This is a genomic window from Gordonia sp. LMA167 (genome assembly GCF_058130025.1).
Genome location: NZ_CM176708.1, coordinates 2,959,423 through 2,976,977, shown reverse-complemented (window position 1 = coordinate 2,976,977; position 17,555 = coordinate 2,959,423). Strand labels below are relative to the sequence as shown.

14 protein-coding genes are annotated in these 17,555 nt (G+C 66.9%); 7 read left to right on the top strand and 7 right to left on the bottom strand.

The genetic code is table 11. The features are described from left to right. Positions 1-32: 32 nt before the first annotated feature. Positions 33-527: a transcription elongation factor GreA gene (gene greA, locus ACVT6V_RS13430; RefSeq protein WP_489900253.1), complete on the top strand. Its 495-nt coding sequence runs from the start codon at positions 33-35 to the stop codon at positions 525-527. Positions 528-617: 90 nt separating this feature from the next. Here the strand turns inward: greA and ACVT6V_RS13425 are convergent, their stop codons facing one another. Beyond that, positions 618-1,493 carry a hypothetical protein gene (locus ACVT6V_RS13425; RefSeq protein WP_489900252.1) on the bottom strand — a complete coding sequence of 292 codons (876 nt, stop codon included), beginning with the start codon at positions 1,491-1,493 and terminating at the stop codon, positions 618-620. 124 nt (positions 1,494-1,617) lie between these two features. Between ACVT6V_RS13425 and ACVT6V_RS13420 the strand changes: the two genes are divergently transcribed. Then, a complete protein-coding gene (locus ACVT6V_RS13420; protein ID WP_489900251.1) occupies positions 1,618-1,938 on the top strand; it encodes a hypothetical protein in 321 nt (106 codons plus the stop codon). On the opposite strand, the gene ACVT6V_RS13415 is transcribed toward ACVT6V_RS13420, so the two are convergent. Beyond that, the gene (locus ACVT6V_RS13415) at positions 1,881-2,723 is read right to left on the bottom strand and encodes a phosphatase PAP2 family protein (RefSeq protein ID WP_489900250.1); all 843 of its coding nucleotides are present in this window, start codon (positions 2,721-2,723) and stop codon (positions 1,881-1,883) included. The genes ACVT6V_RS13420 and ACVT6V_RS13415 overlap by 58 nt on opposite strands. An 87-nt stretch (positions 2,724-2,810) precedes the next feature. On the opposite strand from ACVT6V_RS13415, the gene ACVT6V_RS13410 reads away from it, so the two are divergent. Genes ACVT6V_RS13410 through ACVT6V_RS13400 form a run of 3 tightly spaced genes read left to right on the top strand, consistent with a single transcriptional unit; the run spans position 2,811 to position 5,976 of the window. Beyond that, entirely contained in the window at positions 2,811-4,112 is a 1,302-nt protein-coding gene (locus ACVT6V_RS13410; RefSeq protein ID WP_489900248.1) for a hypothetical protein, read from the top strand. A 56-nt stretch (positions 4,113-4,168) separates the two neighbouring features. Further along, positions 4,169-5,140, top strand: coding sequence for an ATP-binding cassette domain-containing protein (locus ACVT6V_RS13405; protein ID WP_489900247.1), 972 nt, complete (start codon positions 4,169-4,171; stop codon positions 5,138-5,140). Then, on the top strand, positions 5,140-5,976 hold the full coding sequence (locus ACVT6V_RS13400; RefSeq protein ID WP_489900246.1) for an ABC transporter permease: 837 nt from the start codon (positions 5,140-5,142) through the stop codon (positions 5,974-5,976). The genes ACVT6V_RS13405 and ACVT6V_RS13400 overlap by 1 nt, the downstream gene beginning before the upstream one ends. Positions 5,977-6,013: 37 nt before the next feature. On the opposite strand, the gene ACVT6V_RS13395 is transcribed toward ACVT6V_RS13400, so the two are convergent. After that, positions 6,014-9,301: an AfsR/SARP family transcriptional regulator gene (locus tag ACVT6V_RS13395; RefSeq protein WP_489900245.1), complete on the bottom strand. Its 3,288-nt coding sequence runs from the start codon at positions 9,299-9,301 to the stop codon at positions 6,014-6,016. Positions 9,302-9,361: 60 nt separating this feature from the next. Here ACVT6V_RS13395 and ACVT6V_RS13390 point away from each other — a divergent pair, with 60 nt between their 5' ends. Beyond that, on the top strand, positions 9,362-9,880 hold the full coding sequence (locus ACVT6V_RS13390; protein ID WP_489900244.1) for an SRPBCC family protein: 519 nt from the start codon (positions 9,362-9,364) through the stop codon (positions 9,878-9,880). Positions 9,881-10,108: 228 nt separating this feature from the next. On the opposite strand, the gene ilvA is transcribed toward ACVT6V_RS13390, so the two are convergent. The 3 genes from ilvA to ACVT6V_RS13375 form a co-directional block, all read right to left on the bottom strand. After that, positions 10,109-11,308, bottom strand: coding sequence for a threonine ammonia-lyase (gene ilvA, locus ACVT6V_RS13385; protein WP_489900243.1), 1,200 nt, complete (start codon positions 11,306-11,308; stop codon positions 10,109-10,111). A gap of 1,519 nt (positions 11,309-12,827) precedes the next feature. Further along, a complete protein-coding gene (locus tag ACVT6V_RS13380; RefSeq protein ID WP_489900242.1) occupies positions 12,828-14,312 on the bottom strand; it encodes an AfsR/SARP family transcriptional regulator in 1,485 nt (494 codons plus the stop codon). Between the two features lie 18 nt (positions 14,313-14,330). Next, a complete protein-coding gene (locus tag ACVT6V_RS13375) occupies positions 14,331-15,083 on the bottom strand; it encodes a PIG-L deacetylase family protein (RefSeq protein WP_489900241.1) in 753 nt (250 codons plus the stop codon). Between the two features lie 155 nt (positions 15,084-15,238). Between ACVT6V_RS13375 and ACVT6V_RS13370 the strand changes: the two genes are divergently transcribed. Beyond that, a complete protein-coding gene (locus tag ACVT6V_RS13370) occupies positions 15,239-16,309 on the top strand; it encodes a methyltransferase domain-containing protein (RefSeq protein WP_489900240.1) in 1,071 nt (356 codons plus the stop codon). Between the two features lie 66 nt (positions 16,310-16,375). On the opposite strand, the gene ACVT6V_RS13365 is transcribed toward ACVT6V_RS13370, so the two are convergent. Next, entirely contained in the window at positions 16,376-17,548 is a 1,173-nt protein-coding gene (locus ACVT6V_RS13365) for a cystathionine gamma-synthase (RefSeq protein WP_489900239.1), read from the bottom strand. Positions 17,549-17,555 lie beyond the last annotated feature (7 nt).

Here is a 17,555-nt window from a genome sequence, read left to right as displayed (position 1 = left end):
GCGTGGGCGCGGACGACACAAAGGAGTAACCGATGACCGACACACAGGTGACGTGGCTGACGCAGGAGTCGCATGACCGCCTCAAGGGCGAACTGGACTCGCTGATCGCCAACCGACCGGTCATTGCTGCGGAGATCAACGAGCGTCGCGAAGAAGGCGACCTCAAGGAGAACGGCGGCTACCACGCAGCCCGCGAAGAGCAGGGCCAGCAGGAAGCGCGCATCCGCCAGCTCCAGGAGCTGCTGAACAATGCCAAGGTCGGTGAGGCCCCGACCCAGTCGGGCGTGGCACTGCCCGGTTCGGTGGTCAAGGTCTATTACGACGGTGACGAGAGCGACACCGAGACCTTCCTGATCGCGACCCGCGAAGAGAGCGCGAAGGGCGGGTCCATCGAGACCTACTCGCCGAGCTCTCCGCTGGGCGCCGCATTGATCGACGCCAAGGTCGGCGAGACCCGCGAGTACAGCGTGCCCAGTGGCGCGCTCGTCAAGGTGACGCTGGTCAGCGCCGAGCCGTATCACGGCTGATCTCAGCAAGAAACCCGTTCAACTCCCACAAACACGCGATGCGTTGCGTGTTTGTGGGAGTTTTGCGTGGCGGGCCGGTCCGAGAGGCGATCACGCGGCCGCGATGACATTGAGCGAGCGCAGCGGTGGCAGAGCTTCCCAGCCCGACCGCTCGTAGCTCTGCTTGCCCGGGGGCAACGTGAGCTCGTCGAGTCGAAGCGCCGCCGATCTCTGTGCGGCGCCGAGCCGTTGCATGAAGGTCACGACCGGACCGAGCTCCTCCTGCTCGGGCACAGTGGCGTCGCTCCGACGGGGTACCACGATCGACGTCACATCGGTGAGTGTCGACTCGTACCACGGGTTGAGCTGTGGGATGAGTGATGTCGAGCGACTCCGCGTCAGAATGTGCATGACCGTTGCTTCCGGGCGCAGGGGCGCGACGTCGTCGTCCGAGTCGCTGCTGCCATCCGACGGATCGTCGCCGAGTGACCACCACAGAATGCCGTCGATCCCGATGGCCGTCGGCGTCGGGTCGAACAGACACACTCGTTCGGTGATCCGGTCGACCGGCTCAGAGAAGAGCGCAAAGCCCGCGTTTCCGAGTCCCGCCGCTTGTGTGGTGTCCCGGGGATCGACCGGTGTCGACCGCACCGCGGAGATCGACGGGGGTGGCAGCCACATCGGGGTGAAAGTCCTCAGCACGGCCGCCGCGATCCTCGCATACGCCCGCTCACTGCGCAGTCGGGTGAGTTGATCGGCCCACGCCTCCTGGTCCTCCTCCAATTCCATGTGGAGGTCAGGTCGCACATCCTGCAGCACACCCTCGTCGAGGATCGGCGCGATCTGATCCAGATTCGTTTCGTACCGATGTATGGATCGTGTCTGCGCCACGATGGCGTTGTGGTAGCCACGAGCGAGTTCCGCTCTGATGCGCACCACGTTCTGCGGCGCCCAGAGCTGTTCGGGTTTCCTGTTTCGTCGTCCCATGCAGCGAACGTTAGAGCGGTTCGACGACACCTCAGGATCTTCGTCCACAGCCCTCCGAAGCATCCACAGGCAACCCACAGCCATGCTCAAGATCGTCCCCAACCTGCGGCATCATCCTTGGATCATGAGAAAGAACACATCAACACCCACCGTTGCACTGGTGGTCCTCGACGACGACCCGGCCGTCCTCGACCACGCCCGCGCGCTGTTCCACGCCGACATCCCCTTGGGTGTCGTCAGCAGCCAGTACTCCGCCGTCGTGCCGTTCATGCTCGGCAACAACGGGCACACGGTCGCGCTGGTCGCCGACGTCGACGACCCGGATCAACTCGCGGAGGCGATCGTGCTCGTGGAGCGCAGGCTGGGGCAGGTCAGTGCGGTGATCCGTTACGCCGCGGATCTCCCGGACGGCACCACGGTGCGACGCACCGCCTCTGCCGCCTGACGCCACGGCGCGTAGACAATCGCCATCGCGACCGCGATCACGGCGATGATCGCCACGATGTCGAGCAGATAGTGGTTGGCCGTGCCGACGACGACGAAAACTGTGGTCATCGGGTAGATCACGCCGAGCACCCGCACCCAGGTCCGGCGGGCATAGATGGCGATCGCCAGTCCCGCCCAGATCGCCCATCCGCAGTGCAGCGACGGCATCGCGGCAAATTGGTTGGTCATCGACTCCGGCCCCGGCGATCCGGATGACTCCCACCATCCCCAGGTCGAGGTCTGCGCCATGATGTCGACGTAGCCCGGGTACATCCGTGGCGGCGCGGTCGGGATCAGATAGAAGCCCGCGAGGGCGATCAGCGTGGTGAGCGCCAAGACCAGCGACGCGCGACGATATCCCGGTCGATTCGTCCAGTACAGCCACACCGCGGCTCCGATCGTCACCCACCAGTGCAGCGTGTGATAGTGCAGCGCACAAAGATCGGCGACGAATGGGTGCTCGTGCACCCATTGATTGACCGCCGGTTCGATCTCGATGTGTAGCGTCTTCTCGATATCGGTGATGGCCGTGCCGTTGGCGAAGGCCGGTTCGACGTCCTTCCCACCGAGATTCCGAACGTAGGTGTAGGCCTGGTAGATCCCCCACACGAGGGCGATCTCCAGCCACCACCGCGGTTGTGCCAGGTATCCGCCGACGCGCGAGAGCCAGAGCCGAAGGCGCAGCCACCTCTGGGCCGCCACCCACTCCTGAGTGCGCGCTTCCTCCTGCGCCGTTGTGGCCATCGCCTCCCCGCCGGTTAACATGCAACCAACAACAGTGGTTGATATGTACAACTAAGAGTTACTCCAGAGTAGACCCTGGGGGTTCACGTGGTCGAGAACATTACGCGCCACGGGGTGGTGCCGGACGGCACCGCGGCCGGCGAGAGCGCAACCGATACAGGAATCCGTGCACAGCATGTACCGGTTCTTCGGCGTCTCGGACGCCACCGACTCGAGGCGGTCACGTATCTGGCGTTCGGTGCGGGAGCCTATGTCCTGTTCGCGCTTTCAGGTCTGGACGCCCACATCGCCTGGGCACATTCGGCAGCCATCGGCTATTGCCTGGCCGCGGCGATCTCGGTGACGCCGCTGCCCGCGCATGCTCGACGTGCTCGACTGGCGCGTATCGCAGCCGTGACCGGTGCGCTGATCGTGCCCTTTGTCACACTTCTGACCGGACACCATCAGATTCAGGACGAGGTCGGGGTGATCTCCCGATCCGGTGATCTGCTGTTGTCCAGCGGGATTCCGTATGTACACCACGCCTCGTCGGTCACCGACATCAACCCGTATCTGCCGATGATGGCCGTCTTCGGTCTCCCGGGCGCGCTGCTGAGCAAGGCCGGTATCGATCCGGAGAGTGCCTGGGACGTCGTCGGTGATCCACGGATCTGGTGTGCGGCCATCGCCATCGGTGGCATCGCGGGATCCATTCGGCTGCTCAAAGCGCATTCCCGATGGTCGGCTCATGTGGCCGTCCTGATGATCGCGTCCCCGACCATCGCCCTGGAAATGTGTGCCAGTGGCGTGGATCTCCCTCTCGCCGGGTTCCTGCTGCTCGGACTCGCGCTGGCGGCGACCCGACGTCCCGCACTCGGCGCGGCGTGTCTGGCCGCCGCATTCGCCATCAAATGGGTCGCGCTGCTGTGCATCCCGATCGTCATCGCGTTGCTGATCACCCGGTACGGCCGGGCCGTCACCGCACGATTCGTCGTCGTCTTCGCCGCCGCGTCGGCGATCTTCATCCTGCCCGCCATGCTCTCGATCTCCGACACGATCGCCCAGGTCCTCGAGTTCCCCACCGGTCACGGCGCCGTCCCGACACCGGCGCGCAGCCCGATGCCGGGCGTCCTGCTGGCATCCTTCGGTCCGGCGGGGCACAACGCCGACATGGTTCTCCTGGCCACCTGCGCGGTCTTGCTGGCGGTGTCCGTAATCCGGCGACCGCCCAGCACCTTCGCGTCCGCAGCCACCTTCGCCGGGGTCGGTTTCACCTGCTTCTTCCTGCTCGCCCCGGTCGGCCGATTCGGCTACCTGCTGATCCCGATGCTCTTGTTCGGGCTCGCCTTCATCGCCTACCGGAGTGAGCGCGTGCGCCAGTCGATGTCAGCGGTCGTCGGACTGCCGTAACCACCACGCAAGTGGCTGCAAGGCCCACGACAGCAGCGCCGGGCATGGTCATCGGCATGACAACCACCATCTCGACCGGCCTGGCGATCGAAGCGCACGGGCTGGTCAAACATTTCGGATCGACCCGCGCCGTCAACGGCGTGGATCTGGCCGTCCCGACGGGCTCGGTGTACGGCGTGCTCGGCCCGAACGGGGCCGGGAAGACGACCACGGTGAGCATGCTCGCCACCCTGTTGCGGCCGGATGCCGGCGAAGCGAAGGTCTTCGGCTATGACGTCGTCGAGGACTCCGTTGCCGTGCGTTCCCTGGTCGGGGTCACCGGGCAATACGCCTCGGTCGACGAGGACCTGACGGCGTCACAGAATCTGGTCCTGTTCGCACGATTGCTGGGCATCTCCCGGCCTGCCGCGCGGGCCCGGGCCGACGAACTGCTCGAGGAGTTCTCCCTGACCGAGGCCGCCAACCGTCCGCTGAAGAACTTCTCCGGCGGTATGCGCCGGCGTCTCGACCTCGCCGCCAGCTTGATCGACACTCCCCCGCTGCTGTTCCTCGACGAGCCGACGACCGGTCTCGATCCGCGCACCCGCGCCCAGATGTGGAACACCATCCGCAATCTGGTCAAGCAGGGATCGACGGTCCTGCTGACCACCCAGTACCTCGATGAGGCCGACCAGCTCGCCGACCGGATCGCCGTCATCGACCACGGTGTGGTGATCGCCGACGGCACCGGCGACGAACTCAAGCAGTCGGTCGGCTCGAGCACCCTGCAACTCGTCCCGGTCGACCGCACGAAGGCACCGAGGGTCTGCGAGATCGTCGAAGCCGTGCTCGGTGAGACCGCGACACTCAGCCCGGAAGCCGCCCGCGTGACGGTCGGTCTCCACAAGCCCGACCTGGTCCCGGATGTCCTGATCGCGTTGCGCGAGCACGACATCACCATCGACGAGATCAACGTGCAGAAACCCAGCCTCGACGAGGTGTTCCTGACCATCACCGGCAAGCCGGCAGCAGAAGAGGAGGCGGCGTGATGACCACCACCATCGACCGCGGCGCGCCCGCGTCCGCCATCACCACGAAATCGGCTCGGCCGGAGGCGAAGACGTCGGTCAGCCTGACCGAGACCATCCGCCAGTCCTTCTCGATGGCCTACCGCGGCATCCTGAAGATCCGGCACAACCCCGAACAGCTCTTCGACGTCACGATCCAGCCGATCATCTTCACCCTGATGTTCACCTACATCTTCGGTGGCGCCATCAGCGGCAATGTGTCGGCGTACCTGCCGGTGATCATCCCGGGCATCATGGTGCAGACCGTGATCACAACGTCCATCGTCACCGGCACCCAGTTGCGCGAAGACATGGACAAAGGTGTCTTCGACCGCTTCCGGTCGCTGCCGATCGCACGGATCAGTCCGCTCGCCGGAGCTTTGCTCGCGGATATGATCCGCTACTTCATCGCCACCACACTGACCATCGTGATGGGCCTGATCATGGGGTGGCGACCGGACGCCTGGGGCACGATCGGCGCCGCCGCTCTGATCATCGTGTGCAGCTTCGCGGTCTCGTGGATCTTCGCCCTCATGGGCTGCCTGATGAGCAAAGCTTCAGCGGTCCAGGGTGTCTCGATGCTGATCTTGTTCCCGCTCACCTTCATGTCCAACGCGTTCGTCCCGGTCGACACGATGCCAGGCTGGCTGCAGGCCTTCGTGAAGATCAACCCGGTCAGCCATATCGTGACCGCGGTCCGCGAACTGACGGGTACCGGTCACGCCGGCATCCACGTGCTCTGGGCCCTCGTCGGCGCTGCGGTGATCACCGCGATCTTTGCGCCGCTGGCCGTGCGTGCCTACATGCGGAACACATGATGTGACGGTGTCGACGGGCGCGTGACCGCGCCCGGGGTCACCGCACGGCGCGTCGCGGCGCCAGGAGGGTCCGGACTTCGTCCACCGCCTGGCGCCGCGACATCGTCTGTGTCTGTGCCATCAGCGATTCCCACTGTGTGGGTGAGAGTCCGGAGATCTCGGCCATGTTCGAATACACGAAATGCAGGGCCGGGTAATCCTGTCGCGCGCCGAGCCGCCGGGACACCGCCAACAGACGCGGACCGTCGGTCCCATCCGAATCCGACTCGCAGAGCAGATATCCCGCGGCCATCGCCATCGATCCCGCCTGTGGCTGATCGTGCCAACCGATCGCTCCGAACGTCTCGTTGATCCCGGTTGCCAGCAGTGCGATGAACTCGCTCGCCCGCTCGGTCGCGCCGACCCGGACCAGCCCGGCAACCGATGTGCTGACGAGCATGACCATCCCCGGGTCCTGGGCGCCCAACGGATGATCGGTCTTGATGAGACGCGCTGCCCGCCAGAACAACTCCGCCGACCGTTCGACTCGGCCGCGCGCGAACTCCAGTTCGGCGTAGCTGATCATCATCGCCCCGATGACCTCGGGGTTGCCCTGCGGGTCGGGATCACCCGGCTCCCAGCCGTCGGCGACCACGTCGAGTTCCCTTGCGGCCTCGTCGAGCCGCCCGAGCGCCACGAGCGTGGCGACCAGGTAGCCCCTGGTCTGCAGCTCGTCGTCGCGCGCGCCGAGCCTCCTCAGATTCTCGATACCCTTGCGGTAGTAGCCGACCGCCGTCTGCCATCGCCCCTGCTGACCGTAGAGACTGCCGATGGTCACCTGTGTCATCGCCGACATCCACGTGTTGTGCTGCCTGCTCGCGATCTCGCTGAGCGCGAGACCGTCGGACAGTGCGTGGTCGAGGTTCCCGAAGTTCTCCCGCGCATTCATGCGGATCGACAGTGCCGCGGTGCGCACCTGCTCATCGGCCACGCGTGCGCCGCGGGCGACGAAGCGCATCGCCGCCAGCGGACTCTGACTCAGCGCACACGCGGAGATGAGATCGGTCGGCTCGACGTAGGTCTGATCGGGTCGATGGAGCCGCCTGATGTAGAACCGCCCGGTGGCCACGCCGCGGAGTTCCTTGCGCAGGATCAGGTGGGCCATGCAGGCGAGCACGGTGAATTGCCAGCGCCGACGCATCGCGTCGTCGAGATCGGTCGGCGGTTTCGGCAGCGCACTCAGCAGGCGCGACCCCCACGACATCACCTCACCGTGCAGTCCGCGGGCCATCCAGAACCCGGCGAGCACGGGGAACACCGAGATGATCGTGTCGACGGCCTCCGGATGTCGGGGCTCCGCCGCCCCGGCGACACAGCGGCGCAGCACCCAGACGAGATTGTCGACGTCGGCGGCGATCCAGGCGAAGAGCCGGTCGTCGACGGCGAGTCCGTACCGCGCCACCGCGGTGTCGGCGAAGTCGCGCGCCCACCGCGCCATCGCGCGATCCACCGCATCGGACTCGCCGACTTCGGATTCGCCACCATCGGCGCCGACCAGTTTCCCTTCACCGAACTCGCGGACCATTTCCAGCATTCGATAGCGGATGTGCGTCTCCGTCTCGACGACGGTGAGCAGCGATTGGTTCACCAGGGCCTCGAGGACATCGTCGAGGAGCAAGCCCTGCTGACCGACCACAGCGGCTGCGGCGTCGGCGGTGAATCCGGCCGGGAAACGACACAGTCGCCGCATCGCGGCCTGCGCCTCCGGAGTCAGCAGGTCCCAGCTCCACTCGATGACCGCATAGAGAGTTCGATGCCGATCGGGTGCCGTCCGGTCCGTGCCACGTAACAGCGCAAACCTCTCCCGCAGTCGCGCGGAGATCTCGGCCACGGTCATCGTGCGGATGCGCGCCGCGGCCAGCTCGATCGCCAGCGGCAGGCCGTCGAGGTGGCGACACAGGGTGGCAACCTCCTCACGCACCATCCGGGCGTCGGGCCGGATGGCGCGCGCACGACGCTCGAACAACTCGACCGCCGATCCCCCCACCCCCACGTCGAGAACCGGAAGCAGATAGATCCGTTCGGCGGCGAGCAGCAGTGGTGATCGGCTCGTGGTGAGGATCGACAACTGCGGTTCGGCGGCCAGCAGATCGGCGGCGACCTGCGCACACCTTTCGATGACCTGTTCGCAGTTGTCGAGGATGATCACCGCGTGCTGTCCGCGCACCGCATCGACGAGCCGGTCGGCGAGATCACCGACGGCCAGTCTCGGACGGCCACCGCCACCGATGTCGGTCTCGCCCACACCGAGTGCCGCCGCGATCGCCCCGACGACGTCGTCGTCGTTGCGGATCGGTGCGAGCGGTACGTAGAAGACCGGCCGGCCGGCCGAGGCGAACTCGTCGCCGACACGATGGGCCACCCTGGTCTTCCCGATTCCACCCGTTCCCTGGATGGTGACGAGGCGATGGCTGTCGAAGAGCGCGACGATCGCCGCGATGTCGTCATCGCGGCCGATGAGGTCGGAGGCCTCGACCATCAGTCCGACGGTCCGGCCGCGCTTGGGTCTCCCCGGTGGCTCGTCGGTCCGTCGGTGCGTCGTGTCGGCCGGAATCGATCGAGCCGAGAGCAGTTCGGCGTTGAGAGCGATCGTCTGCGGGCCCGGATCGGCACCGAGCTGTTCGGACAGGGAGCGTCGCAGACGTGCGAACACCGCCAGCGCCTCCGCGACGCGCCCTTCGCCCGCGTACGCGCGCATCAGGTCCACGTGCGCCGATTCGTCCAACGGGTCTGCACGGCATCGCTTGTCGGCGATCACACGGGCGGTGGTGAAGTCCCCCGATGCGAGTGCCGCACCGACGCGACGTTGGTCGAGCGTGTCACGCAGCCGGTCCGCGCGGCCGCGCACGTCGAGGTCGAGACCGTGATCGCCGTCGTCACCGAGATCGTCCCCGGGAATGCCGCGCCACCACCGCGCCGCCCGGTCCAGTCCGTCGACGTCGGGTCCGTCGATCAGGTCGGCGACGATCTCGATGTCGGTTCGGCAGCCGACGAGGCGGTAGCCGTTGGCCACTCCTTCCAACCGGCCGGGGCCGACGAGCGGACGAAGCCGCGAGATCTGGGTGTGCAATGCCGACATCGGGGACCGGGGCGGTTCCTCACCCCAGACGTCGTCGATGAGTCGCTCCGCGGACCGGGTACGACCGTCGGCCAGAGCGAGTGATACGAGCAACCGACGCGCGCGGATGCCGGGCACGGGAACCAGTTCATCCGGCTCGCCACGGCCCTCGCCGACGGCAACGGGTCCCAGCAACCCGATCACCGTAACGCTGGCGGACGCAGACACCCCGCCAGATTAGCGCCAGACGACCTCGCCGATCCGATGCGGACGTGTATGAATGAACGCATGGCGCGCAGCTACGCTCTCGAGTCCATCGACCTCGGCTTCTTCGACACCGCACCGGTGACGTATCGCATGGATGTGAATCTGCCGGTGACACCGCAGCGGGCATGGGCCGAGCTCACCCGGCAGAACACGCTCGACTGGTGTCGCGCAATCAAATCCATCGAGTTCACCTCTGATCCGCCGTACGGTGTCGGCACCATGCGACAGGCAACACTCGGCCCGGGTTTCGCCAATGTGTCCGAAACCTTCTTCGTGTGGGACGAGGATGCGGCGACGGGCAACTATCGCAATGCCTTCCACGCGGTGTCGGCGAACACGCCGGGCCTGAAGAGGTTCGGCGAGTTGACCGAGGTACAGCCCGCCGACGTCGGCTGCCGGCTCGTCTGGTCGTTCGCCATGGAGTTGTCGACGTCGGCGAAAGCGGTCACCGCGTTCTCCGGTCCGACAGCCGCAACCGTGTTCAAGACCGTCGAAACGGACACGATCCGGCATTTCGCGAAGCTGTCGCCACAGACCTGAGCAGGGCGACGGAACCGGTTTCGCGCCGACCGCAGAGCCGAACGCCTCCAACGGAAAACCACCCGTCAGCGGGGTGCTGTCGGCGCATCGCCGACGTCGGCCCGCTCGAGGGCGGATTTCAGCGGCGGCCATCAGCTCACCCCACCCCGCGTCGCACCAGCAACGACCCGATCCCCTCCGTCGGCGCGATTCGGGGTTCCGTCGGCGCGAATCGGGGTTCTCTCGACGCTACTCCCGCAGGAAGCCCGCCTCCGACAACGCGCGGCGCACCTCGCGTTGGTGCTCGGGTCCGCGGGTCTCGACACTGACCGTCACCGCCACCTCGTCGAGATACAGATCGTCGGCGACGCGAGAGTGGACGACGTCGACGACACTGGCTCCGTTGTCGCGCAGCAGCTCGAGTACGGCGATCAGGCCGCCCGGACGATCCGATACGGTCGCCGTCACGGTCAGGAACCGTCCCGCGGCGGTGAGCCCGTGGGTCGTCACATGACTCAGCAGCAGCGGGTCGATGTTGCCGCCCGACACCACGACGCACACCTTGCCGGACAACTCGAGATCACCGGCTGCCACCGCGGCGACACCGGCGGCCCCGGCCGGCTCGACCACGAGCTTGGCCCGTTCCAGCATCAGGAGCAGGGCGGTACTGATCGCCTCTTCGCTGACCGTGACGATCGAGTCCACCAGCTCGCTGACGTGCGCGAAGGGGACATCGCCGGGCTTGGCGACCGCGATCCCGTCCGCCATGGTGTTCATCGACGGTAGGGCCACCGGATGTCCTTCGGCCAGCGAACCCGGCCACGCGGCCGCCTGTGCCGCCTGCACCCCGACGATGGTGACCTCGGGCCGCCGGGCCTTGACCGCGGCGGCGATCCCGGCCAGCAGCCCGCCGCCGCCGGTCGGTACGACGATCGCATCGACATCAGGCATCTGGGTGAGGATCTCCACGCCGACGGTCGCCTGCCCGGCGACGATGTCGGGGTGGTCGAACGGATGAATCAACACCGCGCCGGTCTCGTCGGCGTACCGCTTCGCGGAGACCAACGCCTCGTCGACGGTCGATCCTTCCAGGATCACCTCGGCACCATAGGATTTCGTCGCAGCAACCTTCGGCAGAGAAGCGCCGGTGGGCATGTAGACCCGCGCCGAGATACCCAGCTCCTTCGCCGACCACGCGACGCCCTGCGCATGGTTGCCGGCGCTGGCCGCGACGACACCGCGGGCGCGTTCCTCTGCGCTCAGCCGCGAGATCCGCAAGTACGCGCCCCTCGGCTTGAACGACCCGGTGCGCTGCAGGTTCTCGCACTTGAGCCAGACATCGCAGCCGATGCGTTCGGACAGCACCCGGGACGCGACCATCGGGGTGCGGCGCATCACGCCGGACAGCGCGTTGGTGGCGTCTTCGATCGCAGCCGAGTTCAGCATCATGATCCGAGTATCCGCGTCGGGTCGTACAGATGCGTGCAGAAGCGCACTCACATCTCATCGAGTGTCGTGTCCGCAGCGATATCGCGAAGTTCCGCGGCCGCGCGGTCGAGCACCGCCTCCGTTCCCATCACCGCGACGGCCTGGTCCACGTCGGTCACCGACACATCGTCACCTGTCGCCGAAGGTTCGCCGAGCGGGGCGGCAGGATCGCGGCCGGCGCAGGCGAGGAGAAGCAGGGCGGTCTGCCCGCGGCCCGCCGATTCGAGCAGGTCGGCGGCATTGCGCGCGGTGGTCCACAGTTGTGTGAGTTGCCCGGACTCCCGCCATACGCCGAACAGATACGCGAACGCCCCTGCCGCTGTGGGCCGGTCACCGACTCTGGCCACCGATGCCGCGACACCGACTCGCGCGATACCGGCCACGAAGCTCGCACCGACCGTTTCCGCGGTATGGACCGCGCGTCGGTACAGAGCGAGGGCGGTGGACGGATCTCGGGCGGCGACGAGTTCGCCCTGCACGTAATCGAGGAATGCGTACTGCGAGGGCCCGGCGGACGCACCGAGCCGTGCTCGAGCATCCGCGAGCAACGTGGCCGCGCGCGCGTGGTCGCCGTCGTACGACGACGACAGTGCCGCGGAGGCGACATAGGCCGAGCCGATTCTCGGATCTTCGGTCGCGCTGCGCATCCAGTGCTCGGCGGCGAGGCGGTACTGACCGCGGAAATGCGCGACAGCGCCGATCGCGGCATGCGCCTGGGCCACCACGCTCCCACCCGCGTTGTCGCCGTGTACTCGGATCGCACGCGTGCCCAGGTCGACCGCAAGGTCGAACTCACCGATCAGGCGCGCCGCCTCAGCGGCCGCGGAAAGGACCTTGACGTGCCCGGGATGCCCGACCAGGTCCGGATCATCGGCGAGCTCGACAGCCCACGACCACAGTTCCCTGATGTTGCGCCATATGGCGAAGAGCCCGAGTGATGCCGTAAGTTGCACGAGGACATCGATGTCGGATTCAATTAGCGCGAAATCTCTTGCCGCTCTGAGGTTATCAAGCTCGGCGCGCAACCGGCGATCGGCCTGGGACTCCGACGGCCCAAGCCACTGTTCCCCGACCTCGCGTGCCATCACGACACACCGATCGACGAAACGGGCCTCCGCCGCCCTGCGGCCTCCCACCGAGTCGAGTCGCTCCAGCAGGTACTGTCGCACGATGTAGAGAAGCCGATACCGCCCGTCCGTGTTGTCGAGGGTCACCAGCGAACTCTCGACCAGCCGGTGCAGGGACTCCATCGGATCGACCGGATGCTCGAGAGCCGCAGCGACGGCCTCGAAAGTGCGCAGGTCGACCCCGGCGGGAAACGGTGCGATCGCAGCGAGCAGTTCGCGGTCACCATCGGCGAGGAGATCCAACGAGATGTCCAGGCTCACACGCAGACTCTGCTGACGACGGTCGTCGACCCCCCGCCCGGTCGCCAGATCCAGTGCGCCATCCAGCCTGCGCGCCACGTCTGAGATCGGCATCACCGCGGCCTGGCGAGCGGCGAGCTCGATGCCCAGCGGCAGACCGTCGATCCGACCGAGCACCTCGAGCAACGACGACAGTTCGGATTCGGCGACATGATAATCCGGGACTCGTCGACGCGCGTGTTCGACGAAGGTACGGATCGCCGGCTGCCGCAACGCCGAGTCGAAATCGATGTTCTGGCGTGGAGTCTGCAACGGTTGCAGCCGCACCACGTACTCGGCCACCGACCCGAGCACCACCCGCGAAGTCGCGAGGATGCGCACCTGGGACGCGGATCGGTCGATGGCCCCGCACAGTTCGCGACACGGTTCGACGAGATGCTCGCAGTTGTCGAGCACGAGAAGCATCGGCTCGGGTGGCAATGCTCCGCGATCACGTCGCTCGAACAGTCCGGGTCGATCTCCAGATGCAGCGCCGATGCCACCGCCTGCCCGACCCGTTCCGGACGGCTGACCGCCGCAAGATCCACCACGTGAACTGAATGGTCGGACAGCACAGTCGGATCGGACGCGATGTCCAGTGCAAGTCTGGTCTTTCCGACCCCGCCCAGCCCGGTCAACGTCAGGAGCCTCTGCTCGGTGAGGATGCGACGGACCTCGGCGCGCTCGCGGTCGCGGCCCACGAGCGGCCCCGTCGGACGGGTCGGACGGGTCGGGCGTCGGCCGGGCCGACCGACCTCCGTCGGACCTGCTGCGCGATCTTCGTCCGCGGGAAGCGCCGCCCCCGCGGCCACCTGGGCTTCCAGTTCGGCCAGGGCCGGACTAGGGTCCAAGCCGGTCTCGTCGGCCAGGCGAGCCCGGAAGCGCTGCCCGGCGGCCATGGCCTCGACCGGACGGCCGTCGCCGGCGAGCGCACGCATCAACAAACGCGTGCTGCTCTCGCGCAGTGGCGCGGCCGCCACCACGCTGGCGGCGACGGCCGTCGCATCGGCCGAACGCGTGCTGATCAGCCCGTCAAGATAGAGGTCGTCCATGCGCAGACGGAGTTCGGCGAGTGAACATCTCTCCGCTTCGAGTTCGAGAACGCCGGCGAACTCGGCAAGCGCGTCCCCGCGCCACAGGCGACGAGCCCTGGTGATCAACGCGAGGCGTTCGGCGGGCACCATCGGCGCAGTCGCCGCGGTGACCAGTCGACGCGCGATGGCAGCGTCTACCGCGTCCGACGCCAGGAGCAGCGTGTATCCCGCTGGTCGTAGCTGCAACTGTGCAGCGTGACCGCCCAGCTGACGACGCAGACGCGAGACCTGATTGTGCAGCGCCGCAGCGGGATCCTCGGGTGGACCGCCGGCCCACAGAGCGTCGATGAGCCGGTCGATCCCCATCCCGTCGCGGCCGGCCATCGCGAGCAGGGCCAGCAGCGTCCGCCGCCGCCTCCCCGGCACCGTGACCTCGATGCCGTCAACGCACAACTGGAGGGGACCCAACACACCCACCCGCACCATCGGGGCGGTGTCATCCCGACTCTCTCGTTGATCGCGCATCCTGTGACCGACCCGACCTCACTGCAACGTGTGCCCCGGATAAGCGTAGGTCTCGACCGAGACCCACGCTCGATATCGGTCCAGGCCGACTGCCTCGGCCAACTCCGCGGTCTGGGACCGCTGTTGCAGCAGTGCACTGACCTTGCGGTCCAGAGCCTCGCCACACAGGTCCACCCGTAGCACCACCTTGTCGACGCGGCATTGCCGTGGTCCGCCGAGCATCCACATGTCGAACTCCTGCGCGAGCTCGACCTCGATGGCGCGCCCGGACGCAACCGGATGCAGGATGACGGGGGAAACCCCGGAGACGTCGATCGCCCCGTGCACCCACCGGTTGACCGCCCGATGATCGGGGTGGCCGGTGACCCCATCCGGTCCGAACGTCAAGACGGTATCGGGCGCAACATCATCGAGCAGGTCGACGATCCGCTCGATCGGACCCGACGAATCGAAGCGGTCCATCTTCCCATCCGGCACGTTGAGCCAGTGATGCTCGTCGACACCAAGTGTGGCGAGAGCCGCCGACAGTTCGTGAGAGCGCACGGCCGCGAGTTCGACGCGTTCCTCTGGCGTGGCCAGATCGTCGGCAGACTCGCCGCGGCTCGCGGTCACGCAGACAACACGCTGCCCGCGATCGCGCAGCGCTGCCATCACACCACCGGCGAGATAGGTCTCGTCGTCGGGGTGCGCCCAGATCGACAACACGGTGCCGAGCCGCCGGAGGTCGAGCGTGAGGTCATCGGACGTTGCTGCCGGTTGTGTCGCTGTCATGCCCTGATGGTGGACAACGCCGCTGTCACCGCCCTGTCATCGGTCTCACCGGTGAGCCGACGTCACGAGGTCTCGGTGACAGTACCGGGACGGCGAAGCAGATCACGCTCGACCGAGACACCGAACGAGTGTCACCGAAAGGAAGTAGCGACATCATGACCACTACCTCATCTGCGCTGGATCTCGCGGCGGTCGAGGCGTTCGCCGGGAAGGTGAGCACCGACCTCACCCACGCGTATCACAGCATCAGCGTCTATCTGGGGGATCGACTCGGACTCTGGGCCGCCCTTGCCGGGATCGGCGAGGCAACCATCGACGATCTCGCCGAGCGCGCGGGCGCGGCGCCGCGTTACGTCGAGGAATGGCTGTGCGCGCAGGCGGCCGCCGGCTATGTCACCTACGACCCGACCACCGAGACATTTCGACTCCCTGCAGAGCATGCGATGGTATTGGCCGAGGAGACCAGTCCGGCCGCCATCGTGGCGGGCTTCGAGGTCGCGGCCTCGGTGTGGGCATCCGTCGATCAACTCGCCCACGCATACACGACGGGCGAAGGCGTGGCCTGGGATGCGCACGACTCGCGCCTGTTCACCGGCGTCCAGCGTTTCTACGGAACCATCTACCGAGCTTCTCTGCTGACGGAGTGGGTACCGTCCATCGACGGGCTCGAGGATCGACTCCGAGCCGGAGTTCGCGTCCTCGACGTCGGATGCGGCCTCGGCGTCCCCACCATCCTGCTCGCAGAGGCATATCCGAACTCGACATTCGTCGGCGTCGACTCCCACGAGGAGTCGATCGTCCAGGCGCGGGCGGCCGCCGATGCGGCCGGCGTCTCCGATCGAGTCCGATTCGAGGTCGCCGGCGCGCAGACCTACCGCGGGAACTACGACGTCGCGTTCTTCTTCGATGCACTGCACGACTTCGGCGAACCCGTCGATGCGCTCGTGCATGCACGATCGATGATGAACGCCGGTGGCGAGGTGATCGCTGTCGAGCCGTTCGCGCACGACGACCTGGCCGACAATCTCGCCAACCCTTTGGCGCTGCTCTTCTATTCGGGCAGCTCATACCTCTGCGTCCCGCATGCCGTCGCCGACGGTGGTACCTCATTGGGGGCGCAGGCGGGACCCGCTCGGTTGCTCGACACCTTCCGTGCTGCGGGACTGGAGTCGGTGAGAGTCGCCGCGACAACGACGTCGAACCTGCTCTTGGTGGCGAACGTCTGACGCCGCCGAGTCCCCGGGGGCCTCACCACAGAGGTGGTCAGGCCCCCGGTTCGACGCGGTTATCCGTCAGCCGAGCGCGTTCTCGAGATCACCGAGGAGATCGGCGATGTCCTCGATCCCGACCGACAGCCGCACCAGGTCGGCCGGCACCTCGAGCAGCGAACCGGCCGTCGATGCGTGGGTCATCGCACCGGGGTGTTCGATGAGCGACTCGATACCGCCCAGCGACTCGGCGAGGGTGAACACCTCGGTCCGGGCGCAGAACTCCTGTGCGGCAGCCTGTCCGCCCTTCACCCGCACCGACACCATTCCACCGAACCGACGCATCTGCTTACCCGCGACGTCGTGGCCGGGATGTTCGGCCAGGCCGGGATAGAGCACACTGTCGATCTTCGGGTGCCCCGACAGGAAGTCGACGACCTTCTCGGCGTTGTCGCAGTGCCGGTCCATGCGTACGGCGAGCGTCTTGATGCCACGCATCGTCAGATAAGCGTCGAACGGCCCGGGCACCGCGCCGGCGCCGTTCTGCAGAAACGCCACCGCCTCGTCGAGTTCCTCGCTGTTGGTGACGAGCGCTCCCCCGACGACGTCGGAGTGGCCACCGAGATACTTCGTCGTGGAATGCAGGACGACATCGGCTCCGAGCGTGATCGGCTGCTGCAGGTACGGCGAGGCAAAAGTGTTGTCCACCACCAGTTTTGCGCCCGCCTCCTGCGCCACCGCGGCGATCGCCTCGATGTCGCCGACGTTGAGCAGCGGATTGGTCGGTGTCTCGATCCAGACGAGCTTGGTGGCCGGGGTGATCGCCGCGCGCACTGCGTCGACGTCGGACACCGGCGCGGGCGAGTAGGTGATACCCCACTGCGAGAACACCTTGTCGATGAGCCGGAACGTACCGCCGTAGGCGTCGTTGGGGATCACCAGGTGGTCACCGGGACGCAGCGAAGCGCGCAGCAGAGCGTCGGTGGCGGCCATGCCCGACGCGAACCCCCGTCCGTAGGTGCCCTTCTCCAAGGCCGCCAGGTTGGCCTCGAGTACCCGGCGGGTCGGGTTGCCGGTCCGGGCGTACTCGAAACCGTCGCGCAGGTTGCCGACTCCGTCCTGGGCGAAGGTCGAGCTGGCATAGATCGGGACGTTGACCGCCCCGGTCCGCGGATCCGGCTCGTACCCGGCGTGGATGGCCTGGGTCGAAAAGCCTTGCCAGCGGGACGAATCGGCAGAACTCTGCTTCTCACTCACGGTGTGT